The sequence below is a fragment of the Gemmatimonadaceae bacterium genome (assembly GCA_020852815.1).
In the GTDB taxonomy this organism is placed as follows: domain Bacteria; phylum Gemmatimonadota; class Gemmatimonadetes; order Gemmatimonadales; family Gemmatimonadaceae; genus SCN-70-22.
On record JADZAN010000002.1, the window covers coordinates 285,817 to 304,166 of the forward strand.

The following is an 18,350-nucleotide window of genomic DNA, read 5'->3' on the forward strand; positions in this document are numbered from 1 at the left end:
CCTCCATGAGCGTTCCCTATCGCGTGCGTCGTGCGGTCGCGGACGACGTCGAGACGATCGTTGCCTTCACGGCCGACGAGGCGCGCGAATCGGAAGGGATCGCACCCGATCGCTCGACGATCGCGCGCGGCGTCGCCGCGGCTTTCGCCGAACCAGCGCGTGCCCTGTACTGGGTCGCCGAGTCGCTCGACGGGGCGGTCGTCGCGCACAGCTCGATCGTCACCGAATGGAGCGACTTTCACGGGGCAGACTACTGGTGGGTGCAGAGCCTCTACATCGAGCCGGCGCATCGCGGGACCGGATTGGTCGGGCTTCTGCTCGACACGCTGGCCGACGCCGCGCGCGCCGCAGGGACGCGCGACCTGCGCCTGTACGCGCACGAAGGGAATGCCCGCGCCCTGCAGGCCTATGCGCGCAACGGCTTCCTGCGCGCGCCGTATGCCATCATGACCCGCGAACTCTGACCCATGGCCGCTCCACGCAAGGCGCTCGCGCCGCCGCCGCTTGTCGACATGAGACGCGTGACGAGGCGCCAGCTCATCGCCGCGATCCGCACGCGTGACCTCGACGCCGGCGGTGTCGTTCCCCCGTCCCGCTCACCCCACCACGCATGGCCGAGTACCCCTCGCTGACCGTGACGCGCGACTTCACAGTCGACGCCCCCACGCTCTATCGCGCCTTCACCACCGGTTGGAGCGACTGGTTCGGCGAGGCCGACACGGCGCGCATACATGCCATCGTTGGGGCCCCGTTCTTCTTCGAGGTCGCGCAACGCGCCGAGGACGGCACCGTGCGACAGCGCCATCCGCACTACGGCCGTTTCCTCCAACTCATCCCGGATGCACTGGTCTCGCTCACCTGGGTCACCGGGAGCGCCGGTACTGGAGGTGCCGAGACGGTCGTGACGATCCGGCTCCACCCTGGGGACGTGTCGACCGCGCCGGGAGCGCCATCGACGACCGTCACGCTCACGCACGATCGATTCGCCAGCGCCGAGTCGCGCGACCGGCACGCGCAGGCCTGGCCAATGGTCCTCGACCATCTCGCGCGGACGCTGGAGTCGGCAGGTGCAAACTCTCGCGCGCCGTCACCGACGCTCCCGTCCAATCGTTCCATTCCCGAGGCAACGCTTATCCCCGTGCGCAGCTACCCCGACGTCGACGGGGCGGTGACCTGGATGCGAGATGCCCTGGGCTGTCGCGAGCGCTTGCGCATTCCCGGCCACCGTGTGCAGCTGACGATCGGGAACGGGGCCGTGGTGGCCGTCGCCTGGGACGCGTCGTCGAACCCGTCCGCGGGACGGCCGCCGGCCACCCTGATGGTGCGCGTCGCCGATGTCGACGCCACCTACGCGCGCGCCATCGCACTCGGCGCCGCCGGGGTGACGCCCCCCGCCACACACCCGTATGGCGAGCGCCAGGCAGTGCTCAAGGACCCCTTCGGCCATTCGTGGACGCTGTCGCAGACTGTGGCGGACGTCGATCCGGCGGAGTGGGGCGGGCACCTCGTGATGGAAGAGGACGAGAGGACGAGAGGACGAGAGGCCTGCCCCAGCGAAGGCTGGGGACGAGAAGCCTGCCCCAGCGAAGGCTGGGGACGAGTGAGTGACGAGCGGATGGAGTCGGCGGAACGGGAGGGCGCGGGCGAATGGCTGCGGTGGGATCGCTCGGTGGACGTCGAGGGCGTGGCGTTGCGCGTGCACGGGATCGTGGCGCCCGGGGGGGCCGGGAACCTGAGGGCACCGGTGCTGGTCTTCCTGCACGACTCGTTAGGGTGCGTGGAGACATGGCGCGACTTTCCCGCCGAATTGGCGCGCCGCACCGGGCTCGACGCCATCGTCTATGACCGGCGCGGCTACGGCAAGTCGGCACCGTTCCCCAGCGAAGCGCGCACGCCGCACTACCTGGCGCAGGAAGGGACCGTCTTGTTGCGCCTGCTCGACGCGCTCGACGTTCAATCGGCCGTCCTCTTCGGGCACAGCGACGGAGGGACGATCGCGCTGTACGCGGCGGCGCAGGCCCCTGGGCGCATCCGGGCGATCGTGAGCGAAGCAGCGCACGTCATCGTGGAGGAACTCTCGCTCGACGGTATTCGCGCGGCGCGCGAGGCGCTGCGCACGACCGACCTCCGCGAGCGTCTGGTCCGCTACCATGGCGACAAGGTCGATGGTGTCACGTCGGCGTGGATCGACACCTGGCTCGATCCCGGCTTTCGCGACTGGAACATGCTCCGCGAGCTCCCGCAGGTCGTCGCGTCCCTACTCGCCGTGCAGGGCGAAGGCGACGAGTACGGCACCCCAGCACAGGTCCGAGCAATTGTCGAGGGAGTCTCGGGGCCCGTTCGCGCGCTGATGATCCCAACCGTTGGCCATACGCCGCATCGCGACGCGCGCGACGTCGTGCTCGACGCGTCGGCCCGGTGGATCAACGAGCACGTACCCGTGCCGTCGTAGTTGCGGCGACGGGTGTCGCGGCGCATCTCTCACCGAGCCGCACCATCTCGCGAGGGGAGGTTCTCATGGCGACACAGGGCGACGTTCGTCGCATCGCGCTCAAGCTCCCGGGCGCCTCGGAAGGGGAGGGGCGCTTCGCGTTCTCCGTGATGGTGAAGGGAAAGGCCAAGGGCTTCGCGTGGGACTGGCTCGAGCGCGTCGATCCCAGGAAGGCGCGTGTCCCCAATCCGCGCGTCCTCGCCGTGCGCGTCGCCAACCTCGCGCAGAAGGAGACCCTGCTCGCCGCCGAGCCCGTGAAGTTCTTCACCGAACCGCACTACAACGGCTACCCCGCAATCCTCGTCAGGCTGGAGAAGGTCACAGCGGCCGACTTGCGTATCCTGCTGCAGGAGGCGTGGCGCTGCATGGCGCCGAAGGAACTGCTCGCGCAGGGGGAGTCGCCGGCGAGGACGCGTTCCCCCGCTGTCGCGACCAAGCGCGCCACGCGCCGCCGTTAGTAGCGAGCGGCGGCGGGCACCTCGCGTCGCCTCGCGACGTCTCCCGTCGCCTCGCGACGTCTCCCGTCGCCTCGCGACGTCTCCCATGTCGGGAGTTCCACGATGCCGATGTGCACGCCCCGCAGCGAGCTTCCCCGCGCACCCGACTCGTATCTTCCGACATGACCGCTCCGGACCGCGCGCGCAGCGCCAACCTCGCCCCGCTCCTCGCCCCACGCACCATCGCCGTCATCGGCGCCTCGCCGCGCGTGAGCAACATGGGGCACCAGATCCTCTCCAACCTGCTCGACTTCGGCTTCGCGGGCACCGTCTATCCGGTGAATCCCACGGCGCACGCCATCCGAGCCGTGCGTGCCTACCCGACCATTGCCGATGTCCCCGAACCGGTCGACACCGCGATCGTCGTGGTCCCCAAGGAGCAGGCGTTGGCGGTGGCGGAGCAGTGTGGCGCCGCGGGGGTGAAGGGGCTGATCGTGATCACCGCCGGCTTTCGCGAGGTAGGGGGGAGCGGGGTGGCGCTCGAGCGCGATCTCATGGCCACCGTGCGGCGCCACGGGATGCGGATGATCGGCCCCAACTGCATGGGGGTGGTCAACGCCGACCCCGCCGTGGCGATGAACGCGACCTTCGCCCCCATCATGCCCCCGTTCGGGCACTCCGCCTTCGTCTCGCAGTCCGGCGCCCTGGGGATGAGCGTCCTCGACTACGCCCGCGAGTACGGCATCGGCATATCACAGTTTGTGTCGATCGGCAACTCGCCCGATATCGGCAGCACCGACCTCCTGGAGCAGTGGGAGCACGACCCCGCCGTTCGCGTGATCCTGATGTACGTGGAGAACTTCGGCGATCCGCGTCGCTTCCTCGCCACGGCGTCGCGCATCACCAAGTCCAAGCCGATCATCGTCGTGAAGTCGGGGCGCTCCAACGCCGGCGCACGCGCCGCGTCGTCGCACACCGGGGCGCTCGCCGCGAGCGACTCCGCCGTCGACGCCATGCTGACACAGGCCGGCGTCCTGCGCGCCAACTCGATCGAGGACCTCTTCGACATGGCGATGGCCTTCGGTACCCGGCTGCGCCCACGCTCACGCCGCACCGCCGTATTGACCAACGCCGGCGGCCCGGGGATCCTCGCCGCCGATGCGCTCGAGCACCAGGGGCTCGAACTCGTCGACCTCAGCCCGGCCACCGTGGCGGCGCTGCGCCCGCTCTTTCCGCCGGAAGCATCGATCCGCAATCCACTCGACATGATCGCGTCGGCGACCCCCGCCGGCTACAAGGCGGCGCTCACCGCATTTCTCGATGACCCGAACATCGACGCCGTCGTCCCGATCTTCGTCCCGCCGTTCGGCGTCAAGCAGGAAGATGTGGCCGAAGCCATCGTCAGCGCGCAGGCCACGCATCCCGAAAAGTCGATGTTCGCCGTCCTCATGGGACTCAAGGGCCTGCCGCAGGGTCGCGCCGAGTTGCACGCGGCGGGGATCCCGGCCTACATCTTCCCCGAGAGTGCAGCGCGCGCCCTCAACGCCCTCGATCGCCAGCGTGAATGGGAGGAACGTCCCGCCGCGCAGGCGCGGCTTCGGAGCGTGAATCGCGAGGCAGCGCGGTCGCTGGTCCAGCGCGCGCGCGAGGAGCGACGCACGGCGCTCACGCAGGACGAGGCCATCGCCCTCCTCGACACGTACGGCATCCCGGTGGCACACGTTAGGCACGTCCCGCTCGACGGTGACCTCGGCGACGCGGCGGCGAGCGTGGGCTATCCGCTCGTCATGAAACTCGACTCGCCCGACATCACCCACAAGACCGACGTCGGCGGCGTTCGCGTGGGAATTGGCGATGTCGACGAGCTGCGCGCCGCGCACCAGGAAATGCTCGCGCGCGCGCGCGCCCTTGCACCTGACGCCCGCGTCGCGGGCGTGGTGCTGCAGCGGATGATTGGCGGTGGCCGCGAAACCATCCTGGGCATCACGCGCGACCCGCGCTTCGGGCCGCTCCTCATGTTTGGACTGGGCGGTGTCTTCGTCGAGGCGATGCAGGACGTGGTCTTCCGCGTCGCCCCGGTCGACGATGCGCAGGCGCTGGACATGGTGCGCGGGATCCGCGCCGCGCGCGTGCTGCAAGGGATGCGTGGGGCGCCGCCGGCAGACGAAGCGGCCCTCGTCGAGGCGATTGTCCGCCTGGGTCAGCTCGCCGCCGACTTCCCCGAGATCGAGGAGTTGGACGTGAATCCCCTCCTCGCGCTGCCGCAGGGAGCGGTGGCGGTCGACGCGCGCGTGCAATTGCAGCGGCCGTAGCGAGCACGGCACACGACGTCGCCCACGTTGGTCCGCGCCGAACGCATCCGCGCTCGGCCTACGCCGCCGATTCTGGTGCGCCGATTGACCCGCCGTTACGTTGGCAAGGAACGAGGCACGAGGTCGCGAACATCCGCACGATGCGCGCCCTCGGCTGGGCTCGGCGCAACCACAGGAGTCGATCATGGGGACTCGCCTACAGACCTACGACGGCCCGGGAATCACCGTCACTTTCGACCCGACGATCTGCCGGCATACCGGCATTTGCGTGCGCGGACTGCCGGCGGTCTTTGACGTGCGTCGCAAGAAGTGGATCGACGTCGATGCCGACTCGGCCGAGGCAATCGCCGCGCAGGTGGCGCGCTGTCCGTCGGGGGCGTTGCAGAGCGTGCGCCGCGAGGAGTAACCGCGCGCGTTGGGGCGACGGACGAGGCATCCGTCGCCCGCGCATGCCGCTTCCGTCAGCCGCAACGGTGCGACGCTCGGACCTCAGGTGATCATTGCCCCGCCTTGCTCGCCAGCTGCTTGGCCATGTCGTCGGCCGCGCGCCGGTGTGCCTCGAAGGCCGGCGCCACCTTGATCACCAGCGCCTTCAACTCCGCGTTCTGGATGGCCGGAAGGAGCGTCGAATTGACCGCGGCGATCACCCCGGCGTGGAACGACTCCTCGTGCGCAAGGAAGGCCCGATCGAATTCGGCCCCGTGAAGCGCGCGCAGTGTGGTCATGGCCGCTGCGTGGGCACGCGCAGCCGTGTCATCGGCCGGCGGGGTCGGCGTCACGCCTAGCTTCCTGGCCAGGTCGCGCCCCATCTGCCGTACCTGCTCGTGATCGTGCACCAGCATTGCGCCAAAGGCGCGGACCTCCTTCGACGCCCCTCGCTCGGCGGCGAGCTTGCCGGTCTCGATATCGGCGGTGTTGGCGGCGTCGAAGATGGCCACGATAGTGGCGTCGTCGAGCGGGGGCGTGACCGAGTGTGGTGCAGCGGGAGCCAGAAGGACGGTGGCGGCCAGTGCAATGGATTGAATGAGCATGGGGCTTCTCCGACGCGAGGGGGATAAAGGATGTGCGATCGCCGAACGATCAGTGTGCGCTGAACCTTCAGCGTGAACACCAATAAGTCAATGATTTATTTGACTTATTTGACAAATTGTCTCGGTCGACGATATTCCGCGTAGCGCGACACTGCCCGTCCCGCTGGAGCGAAAGACAGCAACCGCAACGACTTGAGGCTTGACGATGGCAGGCGGAACACGCGGAATGATCCTGGCGCAGCTCCGACGCGGAAACCGCACGGTCGATGAACTGGCGGCTGCGGTCGGCACCACGGACAACTCCGTTCGGTCGCACCTGGCGACGCTCGAACGCGACGGGCTCGTGCGGGTCGAGGGGAGGCGCCGCAGCCCCGGAGCGGGGAAGCCGGCGGTCCTCTACGGCGTGGATCCCGCGGCGGATGTCGCCCTGTCCAAGGCGTATCCCGCGGTGCTGGTGGCGCTGGTGGAGGTGCTCGTCGACACGTTGCCGGCGAACGCGTCGCAGGCGCTCCTCAAGGCGGTGGGCGAGCGCCTCGCGCGCGCGGCTGGCGGGGAGGCGCGCGGCACTCGGGAGCAACGCGTTGAGGCCGCGGCGTCGGCGCTGGTCTCGATGGGAGGCGATGTCGAAGTCGTGCCGTCGCCCGGCGCCCTCACCATCCAGGGCTACGGATGTCCGCTCGCCAGCGCGGTTTCCAGTCGTCCGGAGGTCTGTACCGCCGTCGAGGCGTTCGTGGCCGATGTGACGGGAGAGCCGACGCGGCAATGCTGCGACCACGGCGAGCGCCCGCGCTGCCGCTTTGTCATCGGCGAGAAGAAGGCCTAGAAACCGCCTGATGGCTGCTCGCGGCGAAACGGGCGCCCCTCAGCGCCCGCGCCGCCACGCTCCGAACGGTTGCGTTAGATTGCCCGTCGCCGGAGTCGGCGAGTCCGCCTCCCGCACGACAAAGCTGCACCTTCCCGCCTCCCTTCCGTGACGTTCCTCGAACGCCTGCAGGACTCGTTCGCTCAGCTGGCCGAGATCGTCCCTGCACTCGCCGGGGCGCTGGTCATCCTGTTCGCCGGCTACCTGGTGGCGAAGCTGGTGGAGAAGGGGAGTGAGCGTCTACTCCGCAAGCTGCACCTCAACCAGTGGCTCGAGCGTGGCGGAGTGCTGGATGCCGTTGAGCGCACCGGAACGCACTTCAACCCCACGCGCGTGGTGGGGAAGGTGCTCTTCTGGTTCGTGATGTTCGCGGTCCTGATGGTCGCGGCCAATGCGTTAGGCATGGAGTCGCTCGCCTCGGTCTTCGCCGAGCTGGTGGGCTACATCCCGTCGCTGATGTCGGCGATCGTCATCCTGATCGTCGGCATCGTCCTCGGTCGGTTCACGGGCGGACTCATCCTCGCGTCTGCTGGAGCGGTGCAGGGCGGCCCCACGCTGGCGCGCATCGGGCGTTGGATGGTCGTGGTCCTGGCCGTCTTCATGGCGCTGCAGGAACTCGGCATCGCCAGCGACATCGTCACCACGGCCTTCGCGATCCTCTTTGGCGCCGTGGCCCTCGCGCTGGCCTTGGCATTCGGGCTCGGCAACCGCGAACTGGCCGGCGAGGTGACGCGCGAGTGGTATGCGCGCTACCGCGCCGAGCGCGACGCGATCGAGCGCGAGGTCGTCAAGCGCGAGGAGCAGGAAGACGCGGAGATGCTCGCCGAGGACCGCACGGAAGAGATGCCGACCTCCGGCATCCCGCAGTCGGCGCCGCGTTAGGCGTGCGTCAGGTCGGCGCCGCCCGCTCGGCGCCGCCCGCTCGGCGACGCCCGCTCGGCGACGCGCTGCGGGGCTGCCGAGTGCGCGGCGTGATGGCGCCTAGCCGATCACGTCGCGATAGAGGCGGTAGACGTTCCCTCCCATCACCCGTTCCACGTCGCGAGCGGGGAGCCCCCGCTTCACCAGGCCGTCCCACACGACCTCCATGCGCGAGGGGCCGTTGAGTTCGTCGATGAAGTAGGGAAGCTCGTTGTCTTGCACCTGCGAGCCTTCCTCCTTCTTGAGCTCGGCCACGTACTCGGGTGAGAGCGTGATGACACGATGGTCGCGATCGCTCCCGATCCCCACGTGCTCGGCCCCCGCCACCTCGATGGCGTGCATGATGTGGTCGAAGTACGTCGGGAGCGCCTCCTTCCCGCGCTTCGACGTGAGGAATGGGCGCATCTGGCAGATCCCCACCACCCCGCCGCGTTCCGCCAGCTGCTTGAGCACGTCGTCCGGCGTGTTCCGCCGGTTCTCGTGCACCGCCATGCACGCCGTGTGCGAGATGATCACCGGTTGCCTCGACTCGGCAATCGTCTCGCGCATCGTCTGCGCGTTGGCGTGCGAGAGGTCGATCAGCATGCGTCGCTCGTTCATGCGCGCCACCGACTGTCGCCCGAACGGCGTGATCCCGCCCGGCTCCCAGCAGCCGACACCGACGTGATTCTTCGTGTTGTACGTCATCTGGCAGGAGCGGAGCCCCAGCCGGTGGAAGAGGTCGATGCGGTCGAGCGACGTCCCGAACTGGACCGTGTTCTGGTAGAGATAGAAGACCGCCAGCTTGCCTGAGCGCCGCGCGCGATCCATGTCGGCGACCGTGGTGGCCTTGATGAAGAGGTCGGGGCGGGAGGCGAGGTACCTGTCGGTCTCGACCAGCGAGTCGAGCGCGAGAGCGAGCGCCTCATCGCCCTCCGGCTTGGGATCGCAGAGCGTGATGGTGATAGCGTCCATCCCGCTTCGCAGCATCGCGCGCAGGATCTCGTCCGTGTACTCCGGCCTCAGCTCCCCCATGGCGTCTATCACCAGCGTATCGCGCCGCTGCTGGCGCGCATCGCGCGTCAGACGGCGTTGAGGGACGGCGGCCGACGGCTGCGCACCGAGGCGGGTGGTGGCGGCTGCCGCGGCAGCGGCGAGGAGGAAGGAGCGACGACGCATGGCGAGAAGACGAGAGGACGAGAAGACGAGAAGACGAGAGTGGCGGTGGTGGTGGGGAAGCTCAGGTCTGAGGGCGCGGACCGCAACCATTGGATGCGAGAGCCCATCAGGCATCTCCCCCCGCTAGCGTGCGCGCTCCACACGCCGCACCTTCAACCCCGTGCCTCACACACCCTCGTCCTCTCGTCTTCTCGTCTTCTCGTCTTCTGCTCCCATGACTTCCGCTGCCCTCTCCCTCGACGAACTCTGGATGCCCTTCACCGCCAACAAGGCGTTCAAGAAGGCACCGCGCCTCATGGCCCAGTCCAAGGGGATGCACTACACCGACGTCGATGGCAACGTCATCCTCGATGGAACCGCCGGGTTGTGGTGCGTGAATGCGGGACATGGCCGGGAGAAGATAGTCGAGGCGATTGCGCAGACCGCGCGCACGCTCGACTACGCGCCGGGCTTCAACCTCGGGCATCCGCTCCAGTTCCAGCTGGCGACGCGGCTGGCGGAACATCTGCCCGGGGATCTCGACCACGTCTTCTTCACCAACTCCGGTTCCGAGGCGGTCGACTCGGCGCTCAAGATCGCCATTGCCTATCACCAGTCGCGAGGCGATACCAAGCGCGTGCGCCTGGTGGGGCGGCAGCGTGGCTATCACGGCGTGGGCTTTGGCGGGATCTCCGTGGGCGGCATTGCCCCCAACCGGCAGGCGTACCTCAATCACCTGCTGCCTAACGTCGATCACCTCCCGCATACGCACGGCATCGCCGAGAACTTCTTCAGCCGGGGGCAGCCGTCACTCGGCGCCAACCTCGCCGATGCCCTGGAGGACCTCGCGGCGCAGCACGGCGGCGACACGATCGCCGCGGTGATCGTCGAGCCGGTGGCCGGGTCGACCGGCGTGCTCGTCCCGCCCATCGGCTACCTCGAGCGGCTGCGCGCGATTTGTGACAAGCACGGGATCCTGCTCATCTTCGACGAGGTCATCACCGGCTTCGGGCGGTTAGGTGCCCCGTTCGCCGCCGACTACTTCGGCGTCATCCCCGACCTCATGACCGTGGCCAAGGGGATCACCAACGGCAGCGTCCCCATGGGGGCTGTCTTCGTCCGCCACGCGATCTACGACACCGTCATCAACGCCTCGGCCGCCGGCATCGAGTTCTTCCACGGGTACACCTACTCGGGGCATCCGCTGGCCTGTGCCGCCGCCCTCGCCACGCTCGACATCTACCAGGAGGAAGGGCTCTTCCAGCGCGCGGCCGACCTCGCCCCGTATTGGGAACAGGCCATCCACTCGCTTCGGGGGAAGCCGCGCGTCATCGACATTCGCAACCTCGGGTTGGTCGCGGGCATCGAGCTGGAGTCGCGCCCCGGCGCGGTGGGGGCGCGGGCAATGGACTGCCACATCGATTGCTTCAGAAACGGCCTTCTGATTCGCACGACGGCCGACATCATCGCCCTCTCGCCGCCGCTCATCATCGAGCAGTCGCAGGTGGACGAGATCGTCGACAAGCTGGGGAAGGCGCTCGACCGCCTGGCATAGCGCCGCGTCTCAGGAAAGCTCGCGGAGCGCCTCATCAGGCGCCCGCGCTGCACCCGTTCCGCCCCTCTGGCGGGACCTATCGCCGGGGACGATGTTCCCCGGCGATTTCCTTTCCCGGGCCCAGCCATGACCTGTCGCATCCCGTCACCTGCAACGCGCCGCCTCGCGCTGGCCGCTGCCCTCGTCATCGCCACGCCGTCCCTCGCCGGCGCGCAGGGCAAGCCGCGCGAACGCGACCTTGCCCTCCCCATCGGCGGGACCCCCGGCGCGCTCGATGCCATCACCGACGTCAAGGGCGTCGAGGTGGGGCATACGACCCTGGTGTCCGGCAGCGGACCGTTGGTGGTCGGCAAGGGACCCGTGCGTACCGGCGTCACCGTCGTCCACCCGCGCGGAAAGGAGAACCACGATCCCGTCTTCGCCGCCTGGTTCACGCTCAACGGCAACGGCGAGATGACGGGGACCACCTGGGTGCAGGAGAGCGGTTACCTCGAGGGACCGGTCGCCATTACCAACACGCACTCGGTCGGCACGGTGCGCGATGCAATCATCCGTTGGGAAGTCTCGCGCAAGAACGCGTTGCAGCCGTGGTGGCTCCCGGTCGTCGCCGAGACGTACGATGGCGGGTTGAACGACATCAACGGCTTCCACGTGAAGGATGAGCACGTCTTTGCCGCGCTCGACAACGCCACGAGCGGGTTGCCCAGGGAAGGGGTCGTCGGCGGCGGGACGGGGATGGTCTGTCATGGCTTCAAGGGCGGCATCGGGACGGCTTCGCGCGTCCTGCCGGCCAACCAGGGCGGCTACACCGTGGGGGTCCTGGTCCAGTGCAACTACGGCTCGCGTCGCGACCTGCGTATCGCCGGCGTTCCGGTGGGCGAGGAGATCCCCGACCTCACGGCGTGCCTCGCGGTTGGCCCCGACACGCCCATCAATGAGGGCGGCCCGCGTCGCCGTTGCAGCGACCCCGACTCGCGCAACGACGACGCGGCCGCCGCGCCCGAGCAGGGATCGATCATCGTCGTGGTCGCCACCGATGCTCCCGTGATGCCGCACCAGCTCAAGCGCATCGTGACGCGCGTCTCGTTAGGGATCGGGCGTCAGGGCGGGTTTGGCGGCAACGGTTCGGGCGACATCTTCATCGCCTTCTCGACCGCCAATCCGCGGAGCTGGTCGTCGGACAGCACGACGACGCTCACCATGCTCACGAACGACCGCATCTCCCCGCTCTTCCAGGCCACCGCACAGGCCACCGAGGCGGCCATCACCAACGCGCTGCTGGCGGCGGAGACGACGACCGGTGCGAACGACTTGCGCGTCTACGCCATGCCGGTGGACCGGATGCTCTCGGCGATGCGGAAGTACGGGCGGATGAAGTAACAGGGGCGGGAGACGCCGGCGCGCGCGCCGGCCAATCGCTCGTCCCCGATTGCGGCTGCCGGAGGTGTGCATGGAGGCCGACCCTGAATCCGGAACGACTGGCGACGATCGCGACCTGGGGCTCGACCGGGCGATCGACCGACGCGACTTCCTCAACGGAGTCGCGATCGGGCTCGGGGCGTTGCACGCGCTGTCGCCGCGCGACCTCCTGGCACAGGGAACACTTGGCCAGCGCGCCGCGGCGACCGTTGCTGCTGACGACTACCCGCCGGCCAGGACCGGGCTGCGTGGCTCGCACGACGGTGCCTTCGAGAACGCACACCGCGTGCGCGACGGTATGGCCCCCAGCGAGTGGGCGACCCCAAGCGTCCTCAAGGAGACGTACGACCTCATCGTCGTCGGCGCCGGGATCTCGGGGCTGAGCGCGGCGTGGTTCTATCGCCAGAAGCATGGGAACGCTTCGCGCATCCTCATTCTCGACAATCACGATGACTTTGGCGGCCATGCGCGTCGCAACGAGTTCACCGTCGACGGCAGGACGTTGCTCTCCTACGCCGGGACGCAATCGATCGATACGCCCTCGAAGTACTCGCCCGTCGCAGGCAAGCTCCTCCGCGACCTCGGCATCGATACGCAAGCCTTCTACAAGGCGTACGACCAGGAGTTCTTCCAGAAGCGTGGGATGGGCGAGGCGGTCTTCTTCAACAAGGAGAAGTTCGGGCGCGATGTGCTGGTGTCGCGCCACGAGGGAGAGCCCATCACGGCGTATTTCGCGCGCACGCCGCTCACCGACGCGGTCAAGAAGGAGATCGCGCAGCTCTTCGTGGCGCCCAGGGACTACCTCACCGGGCGCACGATCGCGGAGAAGAAGGCGCTCCTCGCCCGCACGAGCTATGCCGACTACCTCACGCGCCACTGTCACCTGTCCCAGGGGGCGCTCGCCTACTTCCAGGGTTTCACCTACGACCTGTTCGGCGTCGGCATCGACGCCGTGCCGGCGGGCGATTGCGTCCCGCTCGACCTGCCCGGCTTTGCCGCGTTAGGGCTCGATGACACGCCCGGGCCCGGGATGGGACGCTCGGCGATCCTCCACGCGAGCGACGAGCCGTACATCTTCCACTTCCCCGACGGCAACGCCACCATCGCGCGCCTCCTCGTCCGTGCGCTCGTGCCGGGCAGCCTCCCCGGGCGTACCATGTTCGACGTCGTTGGGGCGCGCGCCAACTACGCCACGCTCGACCGCCCCACCGCCAGGGTGCGCATCCGGCTCTCCTCGACCGTCGTGCACGCGCGCAACGCCGCAGCGGGCGTCGAGGTCACCTACGTGCGCAACGGTCGCGCCGAGCGGGTGAAAGGAGGGCGCTGCGTCATGGCCTGCTGGAACGGCGTCATCCCGCACATCCTCCCCGAGGTCGGGACGCGGCAGGCGGCGGCACTCAAGTACGGGTCCAAGGTGCCGCTCCTCTACACTAACGTCGCGCTGCGCAACTGGACGGCGCTGGAGAAGGCCAAGGTCCACTCGATCTTTGCCCCGGCCGCCTACTACTTCGACACGTCGTTGGACTTTCCCGTGAGCATCGGCGGCTACCACTATGCGCAGTCGTCGGCCGAGCCCGTGGTGGTGACGATGCACCGCGCCTCGTGCGTTCCCGGCCTCCCGGTGCGCGACCAGCAGCGCGCCGGTCGCGGCGAACTTCTCGCCACGCCATACGCGACGTACGAGCGTCAGGTACGTGAGCAGCTCGCCCGCATGCTCGGCCCCGCCGGCTTCGACCCCGCGCGCGACATCGCCGCGATCACCGTGAACCGCTGGTCGCACGGCTACGCCTACGAGTACAACTCGCTCTGGGATCCCGTCTGGCCCACCGGTGAGTCGCCGTGCGAGATCGGCCGCCAACCGGTGGGTCGCATAACGATTGCCAACTCGGACGCCGGCGCCTACGCCTACACCGACTCAGCGATCGATGAGGCCTGGCGCGCGGTAGCGGAACTGCGTACGTCGAGTTGAGTACCCCCGCGCCACCGATCAACCTCGTCTTCTCGTCTTCTCGTCTTCTCGTCCTCTACTTCAGTGTCGGCATCACGAACTCCGACCCGGCGCGAATCCCTTTCGGCCAGCGGCTCGTGACCGTCTTCACCTTCGTGTAGAAGCGGATGCCATCCATCCCGTGCTGGTTGTGGTCGCCGAACGCCGACGCCTTCCACCCGCCAAACGAGTAGTACGCCAGCGGGACGGGGATCGGGATGTTCACTCCCACCATCCCGACCTGCACGCGGTTCACGAACTCGCGCGCGGTGTCGCCATCTCGTGTGTAGATCGAGACGCCGTTGCCGAATTCATGCGAGTTGGCGAGCCCCAGCGCCTCCTCGAACGACTCGCTGCGTACCACGCACAGGACCGGCCCGAAGATCTCTTCCCGGTAGATGCGCATCGACGGTGTCACCTGGTCGAAGAGGCACCCACCCAGGAAGTAGCCGCCGTCATGGGCACCGTCGTGCACGCGGAAGTCGCGCCCGTCCACCACCAGCGACGCCCCTTCCTCGACCCCTAACGCGATGTAGCCGCTCACGCGCTCGTGGTGCGCCGCGGTCACCAGCGGCCCCATCTCCATCCCGTCGGCAAGCGAGGGGCCCACCTTGAGCGCCCGCACGCGCTCCGCCAGCCGCGCGACGAGTGCCTCCGCGACCGCGGCGCCAACGGGGACCGCCACCGAGATCGCCATGCACCGCTCGCCCGCAGAGCCGTACGCCGCCCCCATCAGCGCATCCACCGCCATGTCCAGGTCGGCGTCGGGCATCACGATCAGGTGGTTCTTCGCCCCGCCCATGGCCTGCACGCGCTTCCCGTGATCGGCGGCGGTGCCGTAGATGTACCTCGCAATTGGTGTCGACCCAACGAACGATACCGCGGCGACGTCGGGATGCGTGATGAGCGCGTCCACCGCCACCTTGTCGCCGTGTACGACATTCAGCACGCCGGGAGGGGCACCGGCCTGCACCAGCAGCTCCGCCAGCCGCACCGGCGCCGAGGGGTCCTTCTCCGACGGCTTGAGGATGAAGCAGTTCCCGCTGGCAATGGCCGGCGCGAGCATCCAGAGCGGGACCATCACCGGGAAGTTGAACGGCGTGACGCCCACGGCCACGCCTAACGGCTGGCGCAGCGAGTAGGAGTCGATCCCCGTCGACACCGTATCCGAGAACTCGCCCTTCATGAGGTGCGGCACGCCGCAGCAGAACTCGACCACCTCGAGCCCGCGCTGCACCTCGCCCCTCGCATCCAGGAAGACCTTGCCGTGCTCGCTGGAGATGAGCCGAGCCAGCTCGTCGATGTGCTGCTCGATCAGCTCCTTGAAGCGGAACATCACGCGCGCGCGCCTCAGCGCCGACCAGCTCCCCCACTCGGCGAAGGCCGCCAGCGAGTTGCGCACCGCCGCGTCCACGTCGCCCGGCGTCGCGAAGGGGACGGCCGCCGACTGCGTTCCGGTCGACGGGTCGCACACTCCACCCCAACGCTCAACTGCCGGCAGGTGGCGCACCCCCGCGACGAAGTGATGGACGAACGGGATCGCATCGTCGGACTCGCTCGTGGCGTCGGGCTTGATCATCGTGACGGTCATGTCATCCTCGGGTGGGGCACGGCCCCGGTTGCTACCGTTGGTGCACCAGCTCTCCATTAATGTAGGCACGCGTCACCCAGCTCCTCACCGAGAGCGGCGGGCCGTCGAGCACGATCACGTCGGCGTCCTTGCCCACTGTGAGCGAGCCCACACGGTCGGCGACCCCCAGGATCTCGGCCGGTGTCAGCGTCACCGTCCGGAGCACGTCGCCCTCCGACAGACCGTAGCCAGCCGCCACCGAGGCGTCGATGAGGAGCCACTTGCTCGATCCGGACGGGGCCAGCGTCCCGAAGGCGCGCGAGAACGACGCAATCGCCGTCTTCACGCCCCCCTTCACCAGTTTGGCCGCGGTCGACTCGTCCACCGGGGGATAGTCGCTGCGGTCGGGGATCTCCTCGTTGCTCACGAACTGGTGCGACACCTGCCCCAGCACCACGGGAATCTTCCGGGCGGCGAGCGTGTCGAGGTATTGCTGCGCCGATGCGGCGCCGTCGAGCACCAGGTCCAGGCCGAACTCGCGTGCCAGCGCGAGTGCGCTCCGGATGTCGACGGCGCTGGTGGCCTGGATGCGCGCCGGGAACTCGCGCTTGAGCAGCCTGCCTAACGCCTCCATGCCCAAGTCGCGGGCGAGCGCGGAGTTGGCGCCCTTGTTTCGGTCGTATTCCTGCGCGCGGATCAGCGCCTGGCGGATCATGGCCACCTCGGCCATGCGCGTGGCCGGGTCGCGCTGCCGCTGCCGAGCCGCCGACTTGGGCGGCTCGCCAAGGGTGATGTCCATCGAGGCCGGCTCGCGGACCACCAGCGCCGACAGCGTTGCACCTGCCGTCTTCACGACGGCGCCTTGCCCGCCAATCAGCGCGCCGTCGGCGGGGGCGATGTACATCGTCGTGACGCCTCCGCCCAGGATCTCATGGTTCACCAGCGGTCCCGGCTTCCCTCCGCCGAACGTACCGAACGGGTTGTACGCCTCGAAGACCCGCAGCTGCGGGGCGATAGGGTCAGATGGTTCGTTGAGGTCACTCGCGCCCAGCCCCAGCGACGTCATCGCGTCCACCAGCCCCGGGAGGACGTACTTCCCGCGGACGTCCACCACATCGGAGCCCGCGGGGATCGCCACGTTGGCGCCGACCGCCACGATCTTCCCGCCGCGCATCACCACCGTCCCGTTGGGAATCGGCGCGCCGTCGACCGGGATCACCGTGCCGCCGCGCAAGGCGACGGCGCGTTCCTGCGCCGCGAGCGGCGAGCCCATGGGGAGGCCGGCCGCCACACAAACGACGAGTAGCGCGCCACACATGCGAGAACGAGTCATCACTTCACCTCCGCGCGCGAACGATCGTAGATGACCTTGCCGTCGCCGAACACCAGGTCGACGCGCGTCGATGGTTCGTACCAGGTGCCGTTCATCACCACGAAGTCGGCGTCCTTCCCGACTTCGATGCTCCCCACGCGATCGCCCACGCGGGCGATCTCTGCCACGTTGCGCGTGACGGCCTTGAGCGCCTCGTCCTCGGGAAGGCCGTAGCGAATGGCCAGTGCGGCGCAGAGTCGCAGCCACTTCTGGTTGATCACCGGGTGGTCGGTATGCAGCGCGATCTTCACCCCGGCCTTCCACAGCGTGACCGGGCCGGCCATCGCGTCGTCCGTCACGCCGATGCGCGGGCCTAACGGGAGCACCACCGCGCTCACGCCGCGTTTGGCGATCTCCGGCGCTACCTTGTAGGCCTCGGTCGAGTGGTGCAGGGTGAGGTCGAAGCCGAATTCGTCCTTGAGGCGCAGCAGCGTCATCACGTCGGTGGCGGCGTGCACGTGCGCGCGCACGCGCAGCCGCTTCGCCAGCACCTCGGCCATGGCCTCGTAGCCCAGGTCGCGCGCCGGCGCGTTCCCCTGCTTCCCGCCGTCCTCCCACTTCTTCCATGACGCCGTGTACTCCTGCGTCTTGATGAGATACTGGCGCAGGTTGGCTGCCACCCCCATCGCGGTCGACGGATAAGCGTCGTTTCGCTTGGGGCCCATGGCGAACTTCATCCCCCCCTTCTCGGTGATGAGGCGGCGCGAGAGGTCGTCACCGAACGTCTTGATCACGATCGCCTGGCCCGAAACATTCTCGCCGCTCCCCGGCCCCGTGATCACGGTGGTCACCCCACCGCTCGCCGCATCTTTCCAGTCGGGATCGCCCAGGTCGAGCGCATCGAGAAAGCGATGCTGCGGCCCGATGATCATCGGGCGGTCGTTGAGGTCCGTGGGGCGCGCGCCGATATGCGAGTGCTCGTCGATCATCCCCGGGATGATGACCTTGCCTGACGCATCGATGATCGTTGCTCCTGACGGCACCGCCACGTCGCGCCCCACCGCGGCTATCTTCCCCCCGCGGACGACGATGGTGGCGTTGGCGATGGGGGCGCCGGCGGCGGTGTGCACCGTGGCGCCGCGCACCGCGAGCACATCCTGGGCGAGGGCTGGCGCGGCGTGGCCAACGATGCCACCTGCGCCGGCCACCAGGGCGACGGCACCGGCGATGACGGCGCGACACGGCGCGCCAGGCCTAACGATTCTCACGGCAGGACTCCGGGGCAGGGCATGAGCGGCTAAAGAGGCGCCACGCGG

15 protein-coding genes are annotated in these 18,350 nt (G+C 68.7%); 10 read left to right on the forward strand and 5 right to left on the reverse strand.

The window, feature by feature from the left end:
• Positions 1-5: 5 nt before the first annotated feature.
• The 5 genes from IT359_02265 to IT359_02285 all read left to right on the forward strand — a co-directional run bounded on the left by IT359_02265 (position 6) and on the right by IT359_02285 (position 5,646).
• Complete coding sequence (locus IT359_02265; GenBank protein MCC6927792.1) at positions 6-464, forward strand: GNAT family N-acetyltransferase; 459 nt, start codon at positions 6-8, stop codon at positions 462-464.
• A gap of 146 nt (positions 465-610) precedes the next feature.
• A complete protein-coding gene (locus IT359_02270) occupies positions 611-2,452 on the forward strand; it encodes an alpha/beta fold hydrolase (protein ID MCC6927793.1) in 1,842 nt (613 codons plus the stop codon).
• Positions 2,453-2,517: 65 nt separating this feature from the next.
• Complete coding sequence (locus tag IT359_02275) at positions 2,518-2,949, forward strand: hypothetical protein (protein MCC6927794.1); 432 nt, start codon at positions 2,518-2,520, stop codon at positions 2,947-2,949.
• Positions 2,950-3,110: 161 nt separating this feature from the next.
• Entirely contained in the window at positions 3,111-5,240 is a 2,130-nt protein-coding gene (locus IT359_02280; GenBank protein ID MCC6927795.1) for an acetate--CoA ligase family protein, read from the forward strand.
• 184 nt (positions 5,241-5,424) lie between these two features.
• Positions 5,425-5,646, forward strand: a complete 222-nt coding sequence (locus IT359_02285) for a (4Fe-4S)-binding protein (protein MCC6927796.1) — start codon at positions 5,425-5,427, stop codon at positions 5,644-5,646.
• Positions 5,647-5,737: 91 nt separating this feature from the next.
• Here the strand turns inward: IT359_02285 and IT359_02290 are convergent, their stop codons facing one another.
• The gene (locus IT359_02290) at positions 5,738-6,271 is read right to left on the reverse strand and encodes a DUF4142 domain-containing protein (GenBank protein ID MCC6927797.1); all 534 of its coding nucleotides are present in this window, start codon (positions 6,269-6,271) and stop codon (positions 5,738-5,740) included.
• A 205-nt stretch (positions 6,272-6,476) separates the two neighbouring features.
• Between IT359_02290 and IT359_02295 the strand changes: the two genes are divergently transcribed.
• Positions 6,477-7,094: a helix-turn-helix domain-containing protein gene (locus IT359_02295; GenBank protein ID MCC6927798.1), complete on the forward strand. Its 618-nt coding sequence runs from the start codon at positions 6,477-6,479 to the stop codon at positions 7,092-7,094.
• 147 nt (positions 7,095-7,241) lie between these two features.
• Entirely contained in the window at positions 7,242-8,015 is a 774-nt protein-coding gene (locus tag IT359_02300) for a hypothetical protein (protein MCC6927799.1), read from the forward strand.
• A gap of 99 nt (positions 8,016-8,114) precedes the next feature.
• Here the strand turns inward: IT359_02300 and IT359_02305 are convergent, their stop codons facing one another.
• Entirely contained in the window at positions 8,115-9,212 is a 1,098-nt protein-coding gene (locus tag IT359_02305) for a membrane dipeptidase (protein MCC6927800.1), read from the reverse strand.
• 214 nt (positions 9,213-9,426) lie between these two features.
• Between IT359_02305 and IT359_02310 the strand changes: the two genes are divergently transcribed.
• The 3 genes from IT359_02310 (at position 9,427) to IT359_02320 (ending at position 14,134) form a co-directional block, all read left to right on the forward strand.
• A complete protein-coding gene (locus IT359_02310; protein ID MCC6927801.1) occupies positions 9,427-10,746 on the forward strand; it encodes an aspartate aminotransferase family protein in 1,320 nt (439 codons plus the stop codon).
• 126 nt (positions 10,747-10,872) lie between these two features.
• Positions 10,873-12,126, forward strand: coding sequence for a P1 family peptidase (locus IT359_02315; GenBank protein MCC6927802.1), 1,254 nt, complete (start codon positions 10,873-10,875; stop codon positions 12,124-12,126).
• A 70-nt stretch (positions 12,127-12,196) separates the two neighbouring features.
• Positions 12,197-14,134 carry an NAD(P)-binding protein gene (locus IT359_02320; GenBank protein ID MCC6927803.1) on the forward strand — a complete coding sequence of 646 codons (1,938 nt, stop codon included), beginning with the start codon at positions 12,197-12,199 and terminating at the stop codon, positions 14,132-14,134.
• Positions 14,135-14,189: 55 nt separating this feature from the next.
• Here IT359_02320 and IT359_02325 read toward each other — a convergent pair whose 3' ends face one another.
• From IT359_02325 to IT359_02335, 3 genes are read right to left on the reverse strand one after another with little or no spacing between them, the layout of a single operon-like run.
• Positions 14,190-15,731: a CoA-acylating methylmalonate-semialdehyde dehydrogenase gene (locus IT359_02325; GenBank protein MCC6927804.1), complete on the reverse strand. Its 1,542-nt coding sequence runs from the start codon at positions 15,729-15,731 to the stop codon at positions 14,190-14,192.
• Positions 15,732-15,774: 43 nt separating this feature from the next.
• On the reverse strand, positions 15,775-17,055 hold the full coding sequence (locus IT359_02330; GenBank protein MCC6927805.1) for an amidohydrolase family protein: 1,281 nt from the start codon (positions 17,053-17,055) through the stop codon (positions 15,775-15,777).
• On the reverse strand, positions 17,055-18,302 hold the full coding sequence (locus IT359_02335) for an amidohydrolase family protein (protein MCC6927806.1): 1,248 nt from the start codon (positions 18,300-18,302) through the stop codon (positions 17,055-17,057). The genes IT359_02330 and IT359_02335 overlap by 1 nt, the downstream gene beginning before the upstream one ends.
• Positions 18,303-18,350: the final 48 nt, after the last annotated feature.

Coding starts and splice junctions, on each gene's coding strand:
- IT359_02265 (MCC6927792.1), top strand. CDS start 6: ATGAGCGTTCCCTATCGCGTGCGTCGTGCGGTCGCGGACGACGTCGAG.
- IT359_02270 (MCC6927793.1), top strand. CDS start 611: ATGGCCGAGTACCCCTCGCTGACCGTGACGCGCGACTTCACAGTCGAC.
- IT359_02275 (MCC6927794.1), top strand. CDS start 2,518: ATGGCGACACAGGGCGACGTTCGTCGCATCGCGCTCAAGCTCCCGGGC.
- IT359_02280 (MCC6927795.1), top strand. CDS start 3,111: ATGACCGCTCCGGACCGCGCGCGCAGCGCCAACCTCGCCCCGCTCCTC.
- IT359_02285 (MCC6927796.1), top strand. CDS start 5,425: ATGGGGACTCGCCTACAGACCTACGACGGCCCGGGAATCACCGTCACT.
- IT359_02290 (MCC6927797.1), bottom strand. CDS start 6,271: ATGCTCATTCAATCCATTGCACTGGCCGCCACCGTCCTTCTGGCTCCC.
- IT359_02295 (MCC6927798.1), top strand. CDS start 6,477: ATGGCAGGCGGAACACGCGGAATGATCCTGGCGCAGCTCCGACGCGGA.
- IT359_02305 (MCC6927800.1), bottom strand. CDS start 9,212: ATGCGTCGTCGCTCCTTCCTCCTCGCCGCTGCCGCGGCAGCCGCCACC.
- IT359_02310 (MCC6927801.1), top strand. CDS start 9,427: ATGACTTCCGCTGCCCTCTCCCTCGACGAACTCTGGATGCCCTTCACC.
- IT359_02315 (MCC6927802.1), top strand. CDS start 10,873: ATGACCTGTCGCATCCCGTCACCTGCAACGCGCCGCCTCGCGCTGGCC.
- IT359_02320 (MCC6927803.1), top strand. CDS start 12,197: ATGGAGGCCGACCCTGAATCCGGAACGACTGGCGACGATCGCGACCTG.
- IT359_02325 (MCC6927804.1), bottom strand. CDS start 15,731: ATGATCAAGCCCGACGCCACGAGCGAGTCCGACGATGCGATCCCGTTC.
- IT359_02330 (MCC6927805.1), bottom strand. CDS start 17,055: ATGACTCGTTCTCGCATGTGTGGCGCGCTACTCGTCGTTTGTGTGGCG.